Annotated in this window: 17 protein-coding genes and 5 tRNA genes; 8 read left to right on the top strand and 14 right to left on the bottom strand. The window is 42.3% G+C overall.

Annotated features, from left to right (window positions below; translation table 11 throughout):
• Positions 1–277 precede the first annotated feature (277 nt).
• A complete protein-coding gene (locus BKL49_RS01120; RefSeq protein WP_077422806.1) occupies positions 278–1,534 on the bottom strand; it encodes an NTP/NDP exchange transporter in 1,257 nt (418 codons plus the stop codon).
• A 68-nt stretch (positions 1,535–1,602) separates the two neighbouring features.
• Complete coding sequence (locus tag BKL49_RS01115) at positions 1,603–2,418, bottom strand: NAD-dependent epimerase/dehydratase family protein (RefSeq protein WP_077422805.1); 816 nt, start codon at positions 2,416–2,418, stop codon at positions 1,603–1,605.
• A 238-nt stretch (positions 2,419–2,656) separates the two neighbouring features.
• On the opposite strand from BKL49_RS01115, the gene metJ reads away from it, so the two are divergent.
• Positions 2,657–2,974, top strand: coding sequence for a met regulon transcriptional regulator MetJ (gene metJ / locus BKL49_RS01110; RefSeq protein ID WP_077422804.1), 318 nt, complete (start codon positions 2,657–2,659; stop codon positions 2,972–2,974).
• On the opposite strand, the gene cueR is transcribed toward metJ, so the two are convergent.
• A complete protein-coding gene (gene cueR, locus BKL49_RS01105) occupies positions 2,971–3,381 on the bottom strand; it encodes a Cu(I)-responsive transcriptional regulator (RefSeq protein ID WP_077422803.1) in 411 nt (136 codons plus the stop codon). The two genes, metJ and cueR, sit on opposite strands and share 4 nt — an antisense overlap.
• An 83-nt stretch (positions 3,382–3,464) precedes the next feature.
• Here cueR and BKL49_RS01100 point away from each other — a divergent pair, with 83 nt between their 5' ends.
• Positions 3,465–3,671, top strand: a complete 207-nt coding sequence (locus BKL49_RS01100) for a heavy-metal-associated domain-containing protein (RefSeq protein WP_077422802.1) — start codon at positions 3,465–3,467, stop codon at positions 3,669–3,671.
• Positions 3,631–5,829 (top strand): heavy metal translocating P-type ATPase, encoded by a 2,199-nt coding sequence (locus BKL49_RS01095; RefSeq protein ID WP_279625903.1) that lies wholly within the window; start codon positions 3,631–3,633, stop codon positions 5,827–5,829. Before BKL49_RS01100 ends, BKL49_RS01095 begins: the two co-directional genes overlap by 41 nt.
• A 136-nt stretch (positions 5,830–5,965) precedes the next feature.
• Here the strand turns inward: BKL49_RS01095 and cpxA are convergent, their stop codons facing one another.
• The 4 genes from cpxA to yejK form a co-directional block, all read right to left on the bottom strand.
• Positions 5,966–7,372, bottom strand: a complete 1,407-nt coding sequence (gene cpxA, locus BKL49_RS01090; RefSeq protein WP_077422800.1) for an envelope stress sensor histidine kinase CpxA — start codon at positions 7,370–7,372, stop codon at positions 5,966–5,968.
• Between the two features lie 4 nt (positions 7,373–7,376).
• Positions 7,377–8,093 carry a response regulator gene (locus BKL49_RS01085; RefSeq protein ID WP_077422799.1) on the bottom strand — a complete coding sequence of 239 codons (717 nt, stop codon included), beginning with the start codon at positions 8,091–8,093 and terminating at the stop codon, positions 7,377–7,379.
• A 68-nt stretch (positions 8,094–8,161) separates the two neighbouring features.
• The gene (gene bamE / locus BKL49_RS01080; protein ID WP_077422798.1) at positions 8,162–8,575 is read right to left on the bottom strand and encodes an outer membrane protein assembly factor BamE; all 414 of its coding nucleotides are present in this window, start codon (positions 8,573–8,575) and stop codon (positions 8,162–8,164) included.
• Positions 8,576–8,639: 64 nt separating this feature from the next.
• Positions 8,640–9,656, bottom strand: coding sequence for a nucleoid-associated protein YejK (gene yejK, locus BKL49_RS01075; RefSeq protein WP_077422797.1), 1,017 nt, complete (start codon positions 9,654–9,656; stop codon positions 8,640–8,642).
• Positions 9,657–9,787: 131 nt separating this feature from the next.
• On the opposite strand from yejK, the gene BKL49_RS01070 reads away from it, so the two are divergent.
• From BKL49_RS01070 to BKL49_RS01060, 3 genes are all read left to right on the top strand, one after another.
• Positions 9,788–10,006, top strand: a complete 219-nt coding sequence (locus tag BKL49_RS01070) for a YejL family protein (protein WP_077422796.1) — start codon at positions 9,788–9,790, stop codon at positions 10,004–10,006.
• Between the two features lies 1 nt (position 10,007).
• Positions 10,008–11,756, top strand: a complete 1,749-nt coding sequence (locus tag BKL49_RS01065; RefSeq protein ID WP_077422795.1) for a DUF3413 domain-containing protein — start codon at positions 10,008–10,010, stop codon at positions 11,754–11,756.
• Positions 11,757–11,965: 209 nt separating this feature from the next.
• A complete protein-coding gene (locus tag BKL49_RS01060) occupies positions 11,966–12,958 on the top strand; it encodes an amidohydrolase family protein (protein WP_077422794.1) in 993 nt (330 codons plus the stop codon).
• A gap of 105 nt (positions 12,959–13,063) precedes the next feature.
• On the opposite strand, the gene BKL49_RS01055 is transcribed toward BKL49_RS01060, so the two are convergent.
• The 4 genes from BKL49_RS01055 to BKL49_RS01040 form a co-directional block, all read right to left on the bottom strand.
• Positions 13,064–13,139, bottom strand: a tRNA-Val gene (locus BKL49_RS01055).
• Between the two features lie 54 nt (positions 13,140–13,193).
• Positions 13,194–13,269: transfer RNA gene (locus BKL49_RS01050), tRNA-Val, on the bottom strand.
• A gap of 60 nt (positions 13,270–13,329) precedes the next feature.
• A tRNA-Val gene (locus BKL49_RS01045) sits at positions 13,330–13,405 on the bottom strand.
• 50 nt (positions 13,406–13,455) lie between these two features.
• Positions 13,456–13,531: transfer RNA gene (locus BKL49_RS01040), tRNA-Val, on the bottom strand.
• 172 nt (positions 13,532–13,703) lie between these two features.
• On the opposite strand from BKL49_RS01040, the gene gltX reads away from it, so the two are divergent.
• Both gltX and BKL49_RS01030 read left to right on the top strand, forming a co-directional pair.
• Positions 13,704–15,146 carry a glutamate--tRNA ligase gene (gltX, locus tag BKL49_RS01035; RefSeq protein ID WP_077422793.1) on the top strand — a complete coding sequence of 481 codons (1,443 nt, stop codon included), beginning with the start codon at positions 13,704–13,706 and terminating at the stop codon, positions 15,144–15,146.
• Between the two features lie 79 nt (positions 15,147–15,225).
• Positions 15,226–15,301: transfer RNA gene (locus tag BKL49_RS01030), tRNA-Ala, on the top strand.
• A gap of 44 nt (positions 15,302–15,345) precedes the next feature.
• Here BKL49_RS01030 and psiE read toward each other — a convergent pair.
• From psiE to ispB, 3 genes are all read right to left on the bottom strand, one after another.
• On the bottom strand, positions 15,346–15,762 hold the full coding sequence (gene psiE / locus BKL49_RS01025) for a phosphate-starvation-inducible protein PsiE (RefSeq protein WP_077422792.1): 417 nt from the start codon (positions 15,760–15,762) through the stop codon (positions 15,346–15,348).
• A gap of 82 nt (positions 15,763–15,844) precedes the next feature.
• The gene (locus BKL49_RS01020; RefSeq protein ID WP_077422791.1) at positions 15,845–16,576 is read right to left on the bottom strand and encodes an epoxyqueuosine reductase QueH; all 732 of its coding nucleotides are present in this window, start codon (positions 16,574–16,576) and stop codon (positions 15,845–15,847) included.
• Positions 16,577–16,597: 21 nt separating this feature from the next.
• A complete protein-coding gene (ispB, locus tag BKL49_RS01015) occupies positions 16,598–17,587 on the bottom strand; it encodes an octaprenyl diphosphate synthase (RefSeq protein ID WP_077422790.1) in 990 nt (329 codons plus the stop codon).
• Positions 17,588–17,703: the final 116 nt, after the last annotated feature.

The raw sequence follows: 17,703 nt of genomic DNA, 5'->3' as shown, positions 1-17,703 counted from the left end.
GATTGATTGATTGATTGATCCATAGGTGAACCACTGTTTTTTTATGCCATTCAAGTAAGGGGAGAGTCTATCTTATTTTTTATAGAATTCAAGTGTAGTCGGGCAGTTGGTTAGGTGTTCAAAAGTGCGGTCATTTTTTAGTGTTTTTTGTGGTTGTCAGTGTAAAACGCCCATCGATTAGATAAAACGGGCAGATGGAGATCGGTACTGTCGAATTTATTTCTGTGTTCTTAAATGGATTACAAATTAAGAAGAATGATAAGTCGAAATTATTTGGTTAATTACCGTAAGGATTTTCTTGTTTTGCCAGCCATACGCTTAATGCCGTCCAAATCAAGCAAAGGGGAACGGCAAGCCAAGAGATGGCGGTTAAACTTAATCCGGCACCGGCAAGTGCGGCATAGCCCCAAGAGCCGAGTTGGTCGCCACTGCGGTAGATCACCGTATCGATCACATTTTTTGCTTTGTAGCGATCTTCGCGGTTCAGTCGGGTGAAGAGTACCTCCCGTGATGGGCGGGTAAAGGCGAAATTGCTGACACGGCGGGCAACCTGTACGAGGACAAAAATCGCCAGCGTTGGTGAAGCGGCGAGTAGGGCGAAACTGCCTGCACTGAATAACGGTAAAATCACCAACACCGGTAGAATACCAAAGTATTTCATTATTCTTCCCGTTAAGCCAATTTGGAAGATTAAAGTCAGGCTATTTACCCATAAATCAATATTGGCAAAGAATGCCGTGCGTTCGGCTTTATTGGTGAGATTCGCATTGACTATATCGGCTTGTTGGAAATAGAGAATGGTGGACGTCACGGAATAACATAAAATAAAGGCGGAAATACCTAGTAAATAAGGTGATTGGAACGTGCGTTTTAACCCTGCCAACACACCGCCGCCGATTTGATTTTGATCGTTTTGATTATGTTGAACTTCGTGTGCGCCTAAGGCAGAAATACGTTTGGCGGCTTGTACGGCAACTTCTAATAAAAGAATAGAAAGCAGTAGCCACACATAATTATTGAAGGTGTCGGCAAAGAGGGAAATAAAGGCTGAACCGGCAATACCGCCAAGGGTGGCTCCGGCACTGAGAAAGCCAAAGAGACGTTTGCTTTGTTCTGTATTGAATACATCGGACATTAACGACCAGAATACGGAAACCACAAAAAGGTTAAAAACCGACACCCAAATAAAAAAGATACGCCCTGTCCAAACGAGGAGATCACCTTCCGCCGTCCACATTAATGCGGCAAAGGCGACTAAGTTCAACATAAAGAAACGATAGGCGATGGCAATAAAGCGTTCACGCCGCCAACGTTTGACGAGATAGCCATAGAGTGGTGTTAAAGCCAGCATTGTCACTAATGAGCCGGTGAAAAGCCATTTCAGCTCTTTCACACCGCCTGCCGCGCCCAGTTCATCACGGATGGGGCGTAGAGTGTAGTAGGCAAGGAAAAGGGCGAAAACGTACAACCAAGCCCAAAGTAAGGCTTGACGTTCATTGGGTTTCACATCAATTAATTTAGAAAGTTGGCACATTTTAAACTCCCGGGATTGGGTAGAAAAGGCGTGTTAAACACGCCTTAAATGAGGATAAATTGAAGGAATTATTTATTTTTCCATTCCGGCACGGCTTGTTGGAATTTGCTGATGTCCACAAAAGGACTGCTTTCCGAAACGTTATAAATACCGTTTAAATTTGCATCAACTGCACGCACGGTGGCATCTACAACACGATCAATATGAATGGTGGAATAGCCTTCAATTGGCGCATCAAAACCTGATTTACCGCCATAAATCCAACCGTAACGTAATACCACAGGCGTGAATTTTCCGGCGAGAACTTGCGCTTCTAAATTTTTCATCGCTTGGGTAGATTCACCATAGATTGGATCGTTTTCATCAAGTAATGGTGCGGTTTCGTTTGGGGCTTTATCGCTTGGTGCGTAGAATACAAAACTTTGTGTGATAAATTTCGGCGTGCCGGCTTTCTCTGCGGCGGCAATTAAATTACGTGTTCCTTCCACACGAATGCGATTATCACGTTTTAAGCCTTCTGTCATTTCTTCTTCCTTTAAGCCTTTTGGCAGAGAAGACAGTTGGCTGATGATGACATCCGGCTTGGCTTCAACCACGGCTTTTTCCACTGCCGGCACATCGTAAATATCCAATACAACAGGTTTTACACCGTTGCTTTCTAAGGTTTTGGCTTTATCTGCACTACGGGTTGTACCGTACACAACATAGCCTTTTTCCACTAATGCTTTGGTGAGCGGTTCACCAATCACGCCGGTTGCGCCGGCAACAAAAACGGTTTTTGCTTTTGTCGTGTTTGCAGCGGTGTTGTCGGTGGGTTTATCACAAGCGGTTAATGCCACAACGCCTGCCGCAAGTGCGGTTAATTTTAGAAGTGTTTTTTTCATAAAATCTCCATAAATTTAAAATAAAGAAAACAGGTAAAAATGTTTAAATGAGAACCCCATTAATTAAGGGGGGAATAATAATCTAAAAATAAAAGAAAAAAGAGGGAATTTTTGGCAAAAATTATCAATAAAAAGGCAAAAGTGCGGTCATTTAGCCGTCCAGATTGTTATTTTTTGGTTTTTTCTTTAGAATACCCCCACTTTACTTGGTATTTTATTTTGAATTGAAAGGTACGTTATGGCAGATTGGGACGGAAAATATATCAGCCCTTATGCGGAACATGGCAAGAAAAGCGAACAGGTGAAAAAAATCACTGTTTCGATTCCAATTAAAGTGTTGGAAATACTAACCAATGAACGTACCCGCCGCCAGTTAAAAAGCCTGCGGCACGCAACAAACAGTGAGTTGCTCTGCGAGGCCTTTCTCCACGCCTTTACCGGTCAACCATTACCGACCGATCTGGATTTGATGAAAGATCGCCACGATGAAATTCCGGAAGATGCCAAAGAAATTATGCGCCAATTAGGCATTGATCCCGAAAGTTGGGATTATTAGTCGCAACCACAACCATTCCTCTCTCGGTTTAATCCATTCAAAATCGGACATTCAGGGCTGTCGTTGCCTTGGCAGGCATTGTGCCAGCGTTGTAATTCGCTGACCATTTTTTCTAATTGTTTAATTTGTTGTTTTAACGTAGCGATATGCTGTGTGGTAAGGGCTTTTACTTCACGGCTGTTGCGTGCGGGATCGTCTTGCAGGGCGAGCAGTTGGGCGATTTGTTGTAAGGAAAAGCCCACATCTCTTGAATGGCGAATAAAATGTAATCGCTCAATGTCTTTTTCTTCATAATGACGATAACCGGAAAAACTACGCTGTGCCGGTTTGAGTAAACCCAATTTTTCATAATCCCGAATTTGTTTTGCACTCAATCCGCTTAATTTTGCCGCTTCACTAATATTCATAAAAACACCTTGACCTTCACCTTGAGTTAAGGTTTATAGTACGCCACACTAATCTATCATTCAATATTAACAAGGAGAAAATGATGAAAGAGATTCGTTTAACGGTAAGCGGAATGCACTGCGGTGGTTGTGTAAAAAGCGTAACAGGTGTATTGCAGGCGTTGGATGGCGTGGTGCAGGCAAATGTTGCCCTTGAAGGCTATGCGGATATTCAATTTGATGAAAATAAAGTTTCCGTTGCACAATTAATTGAAACCATTGAGGACGCGGGTTTTGACGCAACAGAGTAAAAAAATATCCCTTCAAATTGAGGGGATGATCTGCCAATCCTGTGCCAGTCGTATTGAGAAGGTGCTGAATAAAAAGCCCTTTGTGCAACAAGTCAGTGTCAATTTTGCGGTGGAAGAAGCACAAGTGGAATTTGACCCGACTCAGGCAAAGGCAGAGGATATTCTTACCATTATTCAAAAAACGGGATTTAAAGGTACTTTGAAAACCAATAAGCAGCCAACGCCTCGACAAGAGAAAAAATCCCATTGGCGGCTTGGGTTACTCTTGCTGATTAATATTCCGTTCTTCATTGGAATGGCGGGAATGATGTTTGGCAATCACCATCTTATGTTGCCGCCGATGTGGCAATTTGTGTTAGCGACAATTGTGCAATTCGGGTTAGCCATTCCTTTTTATCGGGGGGCGATTGGCAGTATTCGTGGCGGATTGGCAAATATGGATGTGTTGGTGAGCAGTGGCACACTGACGATTTATTTGTATTCCACCTATATGTTGTTCTATCACTCGGCACAAGGCCACGATGCCTTGCATTACGTTTATTTTGAAGCTGCGGTGATGGTGATTGGTTTTGTTAGCCTTGGCAAGTTTTTAGAAGAACGCACTAAAAAACACAGCCTCAACAGCTTGGAATTGCTATTACGCCTTACACCAAAACAAGTCAATGTATGGCGTGATGAAACTTGGCAGAATATTCCGCTTGATCAAGTCAAAATCGGCGATGTTTTACGAGCCAATCACGGCGAACGCATTGCCGCAGATGGCGTAGTGGAGCAAGGCAATGGCTGGTGTGATGAAAGTCATTTAACCGGTGAATCTATGCCGGAAATAAAACAGGTGCAAAGTCGGGTGCTTGCCGGTGCGATGGTAACTGAGGGCAGTTTAACTTATCGGGCGACTCAACTGGGCGAACAAACCTTACTCGGCGATATGATGAATGCCTTATCGGAAGCCCAAGGCACAAAAGCGCCTATCGCACGGTTTGCCGATAAAGTCGCAGGCGTTTTTGTACCTACCGTATTGGGCATTGCTTTACTCACCTTTATTTTAACTTGGTGGGGGACGGCTGATATTGGCAAAGCAATTATTCACGCCGTGTCTGTACTGGTGATTGCTTGTCCTTGTGCGTTAGGGCTTGCCACTCCGGCGGCGATGATGGCGGGAATGGGCAAGGCGGTAAATTCGGGGATTTGGTTTAAAGATGCCGCCACAATGGAACAAGCTGCCCATATTGATACGGTGGTGTTAGACAAAACCGGCACATTAACCACCGGTGAATTGAAGATTGCCGCCCTATGGCAGCCAAAAAGTGCGGTCATTTCGGAAGAAGATTTGTACCGTATCACGGCAGCCGTTGAGCAACACACCACACATCCGCTTGCGAAAGCCATTGTACGTGAAGCGAAAGAAAAAACATCGTCAATACCGACCGCACTTTCGGTAAAAACGGAAGTGGGTGAGGGTGTGTCGGCAGAAGTGGACGGAATAGGGATTGTCAAAGTCGGAACGCCTGAATTTTGTGGCGTGGATTTACCTGATGATCTTGGCGATGTGTGGCAGATTGCCAGTGTGGTGGCGGTTTCGATGAATGGTGAACCTGCCGGTGCATTTGCTTTAACGGATACCTTGCGTGACGAAAGTAAAATGGCGATTGAACGCTTATGGCAACATCATATTGACGTGATAATAATGAGCGGCGATCGTCAATCTGTAGTGGATTATGTGGCACAACAGCTTGGTATCAAAATGGCTTTTGGTGGTTTATCACCCCGTGACAAAGCCGCCAAAATTCACACCCTGCAACAAGAAGGGCGAATTGTTGCAATGGTGGGGGACGGCATTAATGATGCTGCAGCGTTGGCAAGGGCAAATGTGAGTTTTGCGATGAAATCCGGTTCTGATGTGGCAGAACAAACCGCCGCCGCCACCTTAATGCGACAATCGGTAAACCAACTTGCTGACGGCATTTTTATCGCACAAGCCACGTTAAAAAATATCAAACAAAACCTCTTTTTTGCCTTGATTTATAACGTGTTGGGTATCCCACTTGCGGCATTCGGTTATCTGAATCCGATAATCGCCGGAGCAGCAATGGCGTTGAGTTCCATTTCTGTTTTAACGAATTCATTAAGACTGAAACGATTAAAGATTTATCAATAAAAGAGGGCGGAATTTTTCCGCCTTTTCTTTTATGGGGGAGCGAATAAATAAAAACACATTAAATATCTCTTTCCAGTCTCCGTTCACGGAGAGAGGGAAAAGTGCGGTTGTTTTTCACCTCATTTTTGCAACTTTCTTATTTATTCAGCCAAAGCGGCAAGGAAATAATCACCGCCAACCCGCCTAACGGGCTTTTCTCCGCCCATGCTTTTCCTTGATGTGCATTAATCACATTTGAAACGATCGCCAAGCCTAATCCGGTACCGCCGGTTGAGCGTGTGCGGGCTTCATCAACGCGATAAAATGGGCGGAAAATTTTTTCAAATTCATTCGGATGTACCCCGGATCCGTTGTCATCAATGCGGATCCTGAGGAATTCTTCTTCTTCTTCTTCTTGGAGAAAAATACTAAGTTTGATCTTATCCGTTGTGTATTTCAACGCATTTCTGATCACATTTTCGACCGCACTTTGTAATAGATCCACATTGCCATTTAGAAAAATATCCCGATCCTGAGGGAGATTGATTGATTTCTTAAATTCAATTTGGCGTTGTTCCGCTTCAAATGTGGCATCTTGTATTACATCTGACCAGATTTTTTCGGCAGGAAAGAGGGCTCTTTCTATTTGAGTGTTCATCTGTTGGCGGGAAATGAGTAATAGCTCATTGATCATTTTATCCATACGGAGAATTTCTTTTTCAATGCGTTGAATCGCTTTGTTATCACCCGTTTGATGACGAAGGAGTGAGGTGGCAAGCTGAAGTCGGGTAAGGGGGGTTTTCATTTCGTGAGAAATGGACGACATCAGTTTTTGTTGGTTTGAAATAAGTTCGTTAATTACCGTTGCCATTCTGTTGAAACGTTGTCCTACTTGACGTAATTCTAAAGGGCCATCGTGGCTGAGGCGTGGATCAATGGTGAAATTCCCTAGGGCAATGTTATTTGCGGCTTTTTGTAAACGGTATATGGGTTTTACGATGGTGTAAGTGAACCACCAGAGTAAAGGTGTTGTGATGATAAGGGTGAGAATAAAGAGTATCAGTGGATTGTCGATCATATAGCGAAGTATTTCTTCGTGAGCATCAACGTGGGAGATAAAGAAAAGTGAAAATGGTTCATCAAAATCGTCTATATTGACTTGAAACGGGCCGGCGATTTGAATGTCGTTAAAATTTTTTCGCATTGGATGGGCGAAATCGCTGGAATGTTTCGCGAATCGGTAGAGATAGGGCTTTTCTTCGCTAAATGCGCCGAAGATTTCTTTTCGATATGGGTCGTAAACCACCGGGCGACTTTCACAGAATCGATCAATCGGTAATAAGGGGACTTCAGAAAGCAGTAATTTAATTTTATGCGTGCGAACGGATTCTACTAATTTTTGTTGATAACCTGCAATCTCGTTCGGTTGCAGGTTGGAGTAAAGGCGGTTATCAAGATAAGGTAACGCCATTAAAAAGGCAAGCATAACTAAAAAAGCAAGCCAAAACACGCTAAAGGTGCGAATGGTTAAGTGGTTTAGACTAAATTTTGTTTGACGTAACATAACGTTATTGACCGATTAAAAGATAACCACGACCACGCAAGGTTCTAAACCAAGGTAAGCCGTCTTCCCGATTCGGTAATTTTTTGCGTAAGTTGGAGATGTGCATATCAACGGAGCGATCGAACGGTGAAAGCGGTTTTCCCAGCACACGTATACTTAATTCTTCACGGGTAACGGGTTCGCCTTGGGATTGAACCAGTGATTTTAATAACGTGAATTCCGATTCCGTTAGGTGGAGATCTTTATCTTTGTAGAATGCCAACTGATGTTCCGGATGAAGTTTTAATCCGCAGAAATGAATCCAATCGTCATTTTGTATTTCACTGTTGGTATTGATGTTGATGGATATTTCATTGGTATCCGTACCACTTCTCCGCAGAATTGCTTTGATACGGGCGACTAGTTCACGATCATTAAACGGCTTAGGCAGATAATCATCCGCACCAAGCTCTAAACCCAGTACACGGTCGAGATCATCGCCACGTGCGGTGAGCATCATTACAGGGATGTTTGATTTTTGACGGATTTGTTTGAGGGTTTCGATACCGTTTAAAACCGGCATCATTATATCTAATAAAATCAATGCATAATGCTGATTAAGCCTTTCTAAGGCTTCCATTCCATTATGTGCAACATCAACATCAAAACCTTCTAATGACAGCACTTCTGCAAGCAGATCGGTTAGCTCGCTGTCATCATCAACCAACAAAATCTTAGACATATCAAGCCCCTTATTTATTAATGATGTGAAGATGAAAAATAAGCCTGCGGAGCAGGCTATTTAAAGAATTACCAGAATTTCCACCAAGATTTTTTCGAGGCTTCGCCATTGCGTTCAATAACGGTGTTATTTTCGGCTTGTGAGGCAACTTCAGGTAATGGTTTGTCCAAATGCATTTCGGTAACAATGCCGTTTGGGTTAAATTTCACCGTGAAGGTATGTTGCTCTGGGGCTTCGTATGCACGTTGTTGTAGGAAAACGTAATACCAAGTGAGATTGCTATAAGGGTCAATTAAAACCGGGGTGCCGAGCAAGTATTGCACTTGTTGTGTCGTCATTCCTTGTTTGACTTGTCCCACGGTTGCGGCTTCTAAATAATTGCCTTGTGGTACATCAATTCGATAAACAACTTTTTCAATGGTTGAACAAGCGGTGAGACTTAATGCTAAAACAGCCATGCCGAAAAGAGTTTTAAATTGCATTTTCTTTACCTTACTTTTTGCAAAATTTTCCGAATAATAGCCCAAAGTTGTCAGACTTGACAAACTAATTCTCTGTTTTTTGGGCTTTTTGTAGTTGATCTTTCAAATTAGGCGGTAAACCTTTGATGGTTAATTCGTCTGATGCAGGGTTCCAAAAAATACGGGTATTGAGTAAATCCGCATCAAAACTTAAAGTCACGCCTTTGCCCGAACCGGAAAATTTAGTGAGCGATTTTAATGCCGAGCGTAGCGGCGGAATACTTTCTTCCAAGCCGTAATCTTGGGCTTCGGTAAAGGCGACAAAAGATTGCTCGTTTAGAGTGGGTAAATTGTCGGAAAGTTCCGTTAATTCAATCTCTTCGCCACCGGCAAGTTGCCCTTTGCAGTAATCAAAAACCTGTTTTTTTACCGCTTGGGTTTGCTCTTTATTGAGTGCGCCCTGTTCGCAATAATCACTTACCGCTTGCAATAGGCATTGATTTTGTACTTGCGGGTTTAATCCTTCTTCCGCACCAAGGAAATCCATAAAGAAATCACTAATTTTGCGACCAACCCGCCCTTTGATAAAGGTTAAATAACGGTTGGAATTGGCATTTATTTGTAAATCCGTCAAATTTACCCGTGCCGCAATATCAAATTGTGTAATGTCGAGATATTCCGTGCGGCGAATGTCTAAATGTTCATCTACCAACATACTGTGGCGACTGTCGAGGAGGGCGATAAACAGATAGTCGGTGGCGAGAAAATTATATTGGCACAAAATGAGCGTGCCACTGTCGGCAAAATTATATTTGCTTAATTCATCGGCAAGTAATTTGGTGGCATATTGGCTAAAGCCTAAAAATTCGGTTTCTTGTTCCAGTAAGCGATTTAAATGTTGGGCAAAGAGGGAATTTTCTTGGAATACGCCAAAGGCTTTGGCTTTATTTTGATAGCCTTGGTGTAGTTGCAACATCATCTGTTCTACTTCCGGTGTAATCGGCAGCAATTCATCACGCAGAATGCTTTCCATTTTGTTATTTTCATCGTCCGTCCGTTTAATTAGCTGATGTAACACGATTTGATTAACGGTAATGCTCATTTTTCTTTTCCTTTCGTTAAAAACGCCGCAAATTATAACCGCACTTTTTCGCCAAGAAAAAAGAAATTATTTAGGATCTGGGTGAGAATCGGGTATGATAGCGCATTATTTTTTCTCTCATTTTGAACAAAATGGCTCAACATTCAAAATATTCCGATGCGCAATTAAGCGCAATTATCAATGATATGATTGCGGTGCTGGAAAAGCATAAAGCACCGGTGGATTTATCCCTGATTGCGTTGGGAAATATGGCAAGTAATTTGCTCACCACCAGTGTACCGCGAACCCAGCGTGAAGCCTTAGCACAAGCCTTCTCCAATTCGTTAATTAACGCAGTCAAAACGCACTAATATGATGTGGTTTAAAAAAGGCACTTTCAGCGGAAAACAGTATCGTGATGAGACCTCCCGAAAAATTTCGTGGGGGCATTGGTTTGCCTTTTTTAATATTATTATCTCGGTGCTAATTGGCGCGCGTTACGCTTTTCTTATTGATTGGCCTGATACACTTGGCGGTAAACTTTATTTCTTTGTGAGCCTGCTCGGGCATTTTAGTTTTAGTGTTTTCGCCTTTTATTTGTTGGTGATTTTTCCGCTCAGCTTCATTGTGAAAAACCACCGCACTTTTCGTGGTTTAACGGTGATTCTCGCCACAATTTGTACCACTTTATTGCTATTTGATACCGAAGTTTTCCATCGCTTTAATTTGCATTTATCTTCTGTGGTGTGGAATTTATTGGTGAATCCGGAAAACGGCGAGATGTCGCGGGATTGGCAAATTTTCTTTGCACCAATGCCGATTATTTTACTGGTGCAAATGCTGTTTTCCCGTTGGAGTTGGGAAAAACTCCGCAGTCTTGAACGCCAAAAATGGCTAAAAGGCGTGGGGATTTTCTTCACTATCAGTTTTATTGCCACCCACCTTATTTATGCGTGGGCGGATGCTTATTTGTATCGCCCTATTACAATGCAACGTTCTAATTTTCCGCTTTCTTATCCAATGACGGCACGTTCTTTTTTAGAAAAAAACGGTTTGTTGGACGCAGAACAATATACACAGCGATTAGAACAGGAAGGGCGATTAGACGCGCTGAAAATCGATTATCCAAAACATAAACTGGCTTTTGCTTCTTTAGAAAATAAACCTAATATTCTGATGATAACGGTTTCAGGATTGCGTTACGATGCCATTTCCGGCGAAAAAATGCCCAAATTGGCGGAGTTTGCTACCAGTTCGACACAGTTTGTTAATCATTACAGTAGCGGTAATACCAATAATTCGGGCTTGGTGGGATTGTTTTATGGCTTAAATGCCAATTATACGGATAGTATTTTGAGTAATCACACAGCGTCTGTGTTGATTGAAAAATTACGCACCGAGAAATATCAATTTGGTTTATTTTCTGCCACAAATTTTAAAGATAGTTTGTTCCGTCAAGCCTTATTCAAGGGCATAAATTTGCCACAAAGAAGATTGGGTAATGAAAGTGCGGTCAAAAATTTGAATGAATTTATGGCGGCAAGAAAATCGGAAAGCCCTTGGTTTGCTTATCTCGATCTTGATTTAACGGCAAAAAACGAAGCGGAATATGACCGCACTTTATCGCAAATGGATGGGCTGATTGAACAGGCGTTATTGAATACACCGTTAGAGAATACTCTTGTGATTGTTACTGCCGAACACGGTTTAACGTTCAATAAAATGAATGAAAAAGATCAGGCAAATTATTTCGGACGGGATGAAATTCAAGTGCCGTTGTTGGTTTATTGGAAAGATTTACCGGTGGGGATCGAAAGGGGATTAAGCAGTCATACGGATATTTTGCCGGCATTAATGACCTCGATTTTTAATGTCACTAATCCGTTGAGTGATTATTCACAAGGGAATAATTTATTTGATTTGAACGGTGATGATTGGGTGTTGGCTTCAAATTATCGCTGGAATGTGTTGATTCAGCCTGATGGCACACAGTATCACCTTGATCGCCGAGGAAACTACAAAAAATTTGACCGCACTTACCAAGAGCAATCTTCTGAACGCCCACCATTGGGGTTGTTCTTAGAAATGTTTAAGCGGGAAAATTCATTTTTTGAGAAATAAAGGCGGTGTTTCCGCCTTTTCTTTTATCGCAAAAATGAATGGCTTTTTAAGGTTCAACCCTTTATACTTGCGCCTCAGTTTAAGACTGAAAAGATGTTATTAATGAAAATCCGTGAGTTTTTCATAACATTGCCACAAGCCACTTTTGTTGTGCCTTTCAATGAATACACTTCTCGTCTTTTTATCCTCATTCTTTTTATGGAGTTTGTATGAAAAGCCACGTTCGTAGTTTCAAAACCTTTATTCGCGATGAAATCATTAAAAAAGGCGGCTGGGTAAATGCCCACGCCCACGCTGATCGCGCCTTTACGATGACACCGGAAAAAATTGGAATTTATCACAGTAGCAATTTGCAACAAAAATGGGATTTGGTGGATGAAGTAAAACGCACTTCCAGTGTTGATGATTATTACGCACGTTTTTGTCAGTCTATCGAATTAATGATTTCGCAAGGGGTCACCGCCTTTGGCACATTTGTGGATATTGATCCGATTTGTGAAGATCGTGCCATTATCGCGGCACACAAAGCCCGAGAAGTGTATAAACACGATATTATCTTAAAGTTTGCCAATCAAACCTTAAAAGGGGTGATTGAACCCACTGCACGTAAATGGTTCGACATTGGCTCGGAAATGGTGGATATGATTGGCGGCTTGCCGTATCGTGATGAATTAGATTACGGGCGTGGCTTGGAAGCGATGGACATTTTGTTGGATAAAGCGAAATCCCTTGGCATTATGTGCCACGTTCACGTGGATCAGTTTAATAATCCGAGCGAAAAGGAAACGGAACAGCTTTGCGATAAAACCATTGAACACGGTATGGAAGGACGTGTTGTGGGGATTCACGGTATTTCCATTGGATCGCATCCGAAAGAATATCGCTATCGGCTTTATGAAAAAATGCGCAAAGCCAAAATGATGATGATCGCCTGTCCGATGGCGTGGATTGATAGTAACCGTAAAGAAGATTTAATGCCTTTCCATAATGCCTTAACGCCTGCGGATGAAATGATTCCGGAAGGAATTACTGTGGCATTAGGAACGGATAATATTTGTGATTATATGGTGCCGCTTTGTGAAGGGGATTTGTGGCAGGAATTGAGTTTACTCGCCGCCGGTTGTCGTTTTCCACATTTGGATGCGATGGTGGATATTGCAAGTATTAACGGGCGTAAAGTGTTAGGGCTCGATCCAATTTAATAAAAACGGATGAAAAGAGCGGTCATAAAATGAAAAGTTTTATGATCGTTTTTTATTGCTCATTTAAAACTAAGATAAGCTAAAAAAAGAATATTTATCGTGAAGTGGTGGGCGATACCGGTCTCGAACCAGTGACCCCCTCCTTGTAAGGGAGGTGCTCTCCCAACTGAGCTAATCGCCCGATGACATTAAGGTTAAACCTTAATTTTTCGGATTATTTAAACACTAAATTAAGTGGTGGGCGATACCGGTCTCGAACCAGTGACCCCCTCCTTGTAAGGGAGGTGCTCTCCCAACTGAGCTAATCGCCCACAAAAGAAAGCGTTTAAATAAAAGGGAAAGTTTGAGCGGAAAGAACACTTTAAAGAAAGTGGTGGGCGATACCGGTCTCGAACCAGTGACCCCCTCCTTGTAAGGGAGGTGCTCTCCCAACTGAGCTAATCGCCCGCTTGGTCAAACTTAACAACATTAAGCATTTCATCAATATATGAGAAAGATGGTGGGCGATACCGGTCTCGAACCAGTGACCCCCTCCTTGTAAGGGAGGTGCTCTCCCAACTGAGCTAATCGCCCTTAATGTTGTGGGGTCGCATTATAGGGATAATGCATTTTCAGTCAATCATTTTTTATAAAAAAACGGTTAATTGTTGTAAAAATAAGCATAAAAACCGCTTTTTTATTTAGATGTAAGCCTAGTCGTAGTAGAATAGCCGACAATTTTTTGATGAAAGATAGGTTATAAAAAATGAAATTAGCAGCTCCTTTTGATTTAGATCCAAATGTGAAAGTGCGTACCCGCTTTGCACCAAGTCCAACCGGTTATTTGCACGTAGGTGGCGCACGTACTGCGCTTTATTCTTGGTTATTTGCAAAACATAATAATGGTGAATTTGTATTGCGTATTGAAGATACCGATTTAGAACGTTCTACACCGGAAGCCACCGCCGCTATTTTAGAAGGGATGGAATGGCTAAATCTCGCTTGGGAACACGGCCCTTATTACCAAACCAAACGCTTTGATCGTTACAACCAAGTGATTGATGAAATGCTTGAACAAGGTTTGGCATATCGTTGTTACTGCACAAAAGAACGTTTGGATGAACTTCGCCATACTCAAGAGCAGAATAAAGAAAAACCACGTTATGATCGCCATTGCTTGCACGATCACAGCCATTCGCCGGATGAACCGCACGTGGTACGTTTTAAAAATCCAACGGAAGGTTCGGTGGTTTTTGATGATGCGGTACGTGGTCGCATTGAAATCAGCAACAGTGAATTAGATGATTTGATTATTCGCCGCACGGACGGTTCGCCAACTTATAATTTCTGTGTGGTGGTGGATGACTGGGATATGGGCATTACTCACGTTGTACGCGGTGAAGATCATATTAACAACACACCTCGTCAAATTAACATTCTGAAAGCTATTGGCGCGCCAATTCCTACTTATGCCCACGTTTCAATGATCAACGGTGACGATGGTCAAAAACTTTCTAAACGCCACGGTGCCGTGAGTGTAATGCAATATCGTGATGATGGTTATTTGCCGGAAGCATTGATTAATTATCTTGTGCGTTTAGGCTGGGGACACGGTGATCAGGAAATTTTCAGTCGTGAAGAAATGATCAAATATTTTGAGCTTGATCACGTGAGTAAATCGGCAAGTGCCTTTAACACGGATAAATTGTTATGGTTAAACCACCACTATATCCGTGAATTACCGCCGGAATATGTCGCAAAACACCTTGAGTGGCATTATAAAGATCAAGGTATTGACACAAGCAACGGGCCGGCATTAAGCGAAATTGTGACAATGCTTGCCGAACGTTGCAAAACCTTAAAAGAAATGGCAGCGGCAAGTCGCTACTTCTTTGAAGAATTTGAAACCTTTGATGAAGCGGCAGTAAAAAAACACTTTAAAGGCACGGCAGTTGAAGCACTTGAAAAAGTGAAAGAAAAATTGACCGTACTTTCCACTTGGGATTTACATTCAACCCATCAAGCCATTGAAGAAACCGCCGCCGAACTTGAGGTGGGAATGGGCAAAGTGGGTATGCCACTGCGTGTTGCGGTTACCGGTTCAGGTCAATCGCCATCAATGGATGTAACATTGGTTGGTATTGGACGTGAACGTGTACTTGCCCGTATTCAGCGTGCGATTGATTTTATTAAATCGCAAAATGCTTAATATTTAATCGTCTGAACTTTTCAAGATAATTTCATATTGACAGATGAGGCGGCAAAATTTAATATACCGCCCGTCTTTTGGGGATATAGCTCAGTTGGGAGAGCGCTTGAATGGCATTCAAGAGGTCGTCGGTTCGATCCCGATTATCTCCACCATCAAATTCAAAAAACGCACTGTTTTATCAGTGCGTTTTTCTTTTCTAAATATTGCGTAATTTATCGGAATAAAGTATCAAGCAGAGTGCGATTACCATAATCAGAATTGCACCGGCGAATAAAATGGTATCTTGCGCACTTTCGTGTATGACAATAATAAAGCGTAGCATTGCCGTGATACCGGAGTAGATGAAGTAGCGTAAAGGAAAATGGTAGCCGCTTTTGAAATACTGCACGATTAAGCCGATAAAACCAAAATATAAGAAAAACATCACGGCTTGTTCCGCCACGGCATAAGGCACAGCAGTGGAAGGATTCAGCACCATTAAGGCGAGGGAATAGGTAATTTGGGCTAAGGCAATGACAAGCACAATCGCCAAGGCAATTAATGCCGTGCTTAATACAATTTTGAGTATATTGGTGACGAGATTGGGTAGTTTTTCTAATTGATTTTCTTCCATATTTTTCCTTGATTTATCTTCAATAAAAATACCGATAGGGTATCGGTATTTCTGAAAAAGTGCGGTTGTTTTTCGTGAAGTTTTAATCGGGCGTATAGTAGAGTTTTCCGATTTCAATTTTTTGGCGACCGGTTTCTTCACGCCATTTGTTGCTATCACGCAATGAGTAAACGCAGCCACAATATTCTTGTTGATAGAAACGTTCCCGTTTGCTGATCTCAATCATCCGTTGCGAGCCGCCTTCTTTGCGCCAGTTGTAATCCCAATAAATGACATCATCATATTTTTCCGCCGCACGGTGGCCACATCCATTGATTTGGTTCATATCTTTCCAGCGGGAAATGCCAAGACAGCTGGTGAAAACCGGAAAACCGTGTTCGTGCGCATATTTTGCCGCTTTTTCAAAACGCATATCAAAGCACATTGTACAGCGAATACCACGTTCCGGCTCCCATTCCATTCCTTTAGCGCGATCAAACCAATTTTGGCGATCGTAATCCGCGTCAATGAATGGAATACCAAATTTTTTTGCAAAACGGATATTTTCTTCTTTGCGGATTAAATATTCTTTGAGTGGATGAATATTGGGATTATAAAAATAAATGGTGAACTCAATCTCTGAGGCAAGAATAGCTTCCATCACTTCGCCGGAGCAGGGGGCGCAACAAGAGTGAAGGAGAAGTTTGTTATGCCCATCAGGTAATTCAAGTTTTTCTCTTATAAAAGGTGCATTAGGATCTTTGCGTACTTTTTGTTTACGCGTTTTAGGACGGAAATCGACCGCACTTTGGTTTAAATTTTCGTTGTTATTCATAAAGTTCAATAGTATAGAAAGTTAATAAGTTCTATCGACAGATAAGTAAGCCAAGGAAATCAGGGCTTGCTTATATTGGCTTTCCGGTAAGATTGAAATTGCGTCAATAGCCTTTTGGGCTTCTTGTTTTGCCCGTTCCATCGCATAATCCAGCGATTTATGTTCAGCCATAATGGCAAGCACTTCATCAATAGCTTCCCGTTTGCCGCCTTGCTCAATGGCTTCTCGGATAAGGGCGGCTTGTTGTGGATTTCCGTGCTGCATTGCGTGTAATAAAGGGAGGGTTGGTTTGCCTTCTGCCAAATCATCGCCGACATTTTTGCCGAGGGCTTGGGCATTGGCACTGTAATCCAACACATCATCTACCAATTGGAATGCCGTGCCGAGGTAACGCCCATAATCCTGTAAGGCTTTTTCTTGAGCGTCTGTTGCATTGGCGATAATGGCAGTGGCTTGACCGGCAACTTCAAATAAACGGGCGGTTTTGCTGTAAATCACACGCATATAATTTGCTTCGCTGGTTTCGGGATCATTGACGTTCATTAATTGTTGCACTTCCCCTTCCGCCAATACATTGGTGGCATCTGCCATAATACGCAGGATCTTTAAGGATTCTAACTGTGCAACCAGTTGAAAAGCACGCGTATAAATAAAATCACCAACCAAGACACTCGCCGCATTGCCAAATTCTGCATTGGCGGTGGCACGCCCGCGACGCATATCGGATTCATCCACCACATCATCGTGTAATAAAGAAGCGGTATGGATAAATTCTACAAAAGTGGCACAAGTGATCGTTTGCGATCCTTCAAACCCTAAAGATCCCGCCGCCAGTATGGCGATCAAAGGACGGATCCTTTTTCCTCCGCTTTGCACAATATAAAAGCCGAGTTGGCTAATTAATGCCACGTCAGAATTGAGTTGTGAGAGGATATTTTGATTTACTTTTTGCATATCCGATTCAGCTAATTGCTGAATGGCTTGCATATCCATTAAATCTTGGTTTTTCATCTTTCGTGATTGATTCCTGAGGTAAAAGTGCGGTGCATTTTACCTGAATTTTCAGTCTTTCTGAAATCAAACCACCGTTAAAGGGAATTTTTTTATTTTATTACAAATAAATCCTT

This window comes from Rodentibacter myodis, assembly GCF_001999305.1.
Taxonomy (GTDB): domain Bacteria; phylum Pseudomonadota; class Gammaproteobacteria; order Enterobacterales; family Pasteurellaceae; genus Rodentibacter; species Rodentibacter myodis.
The sequence above is the reverse complement of the archived record's forward strand: the minus strand, read 5'-3'. Positions and strand labels throughout refer to the sequence as shown.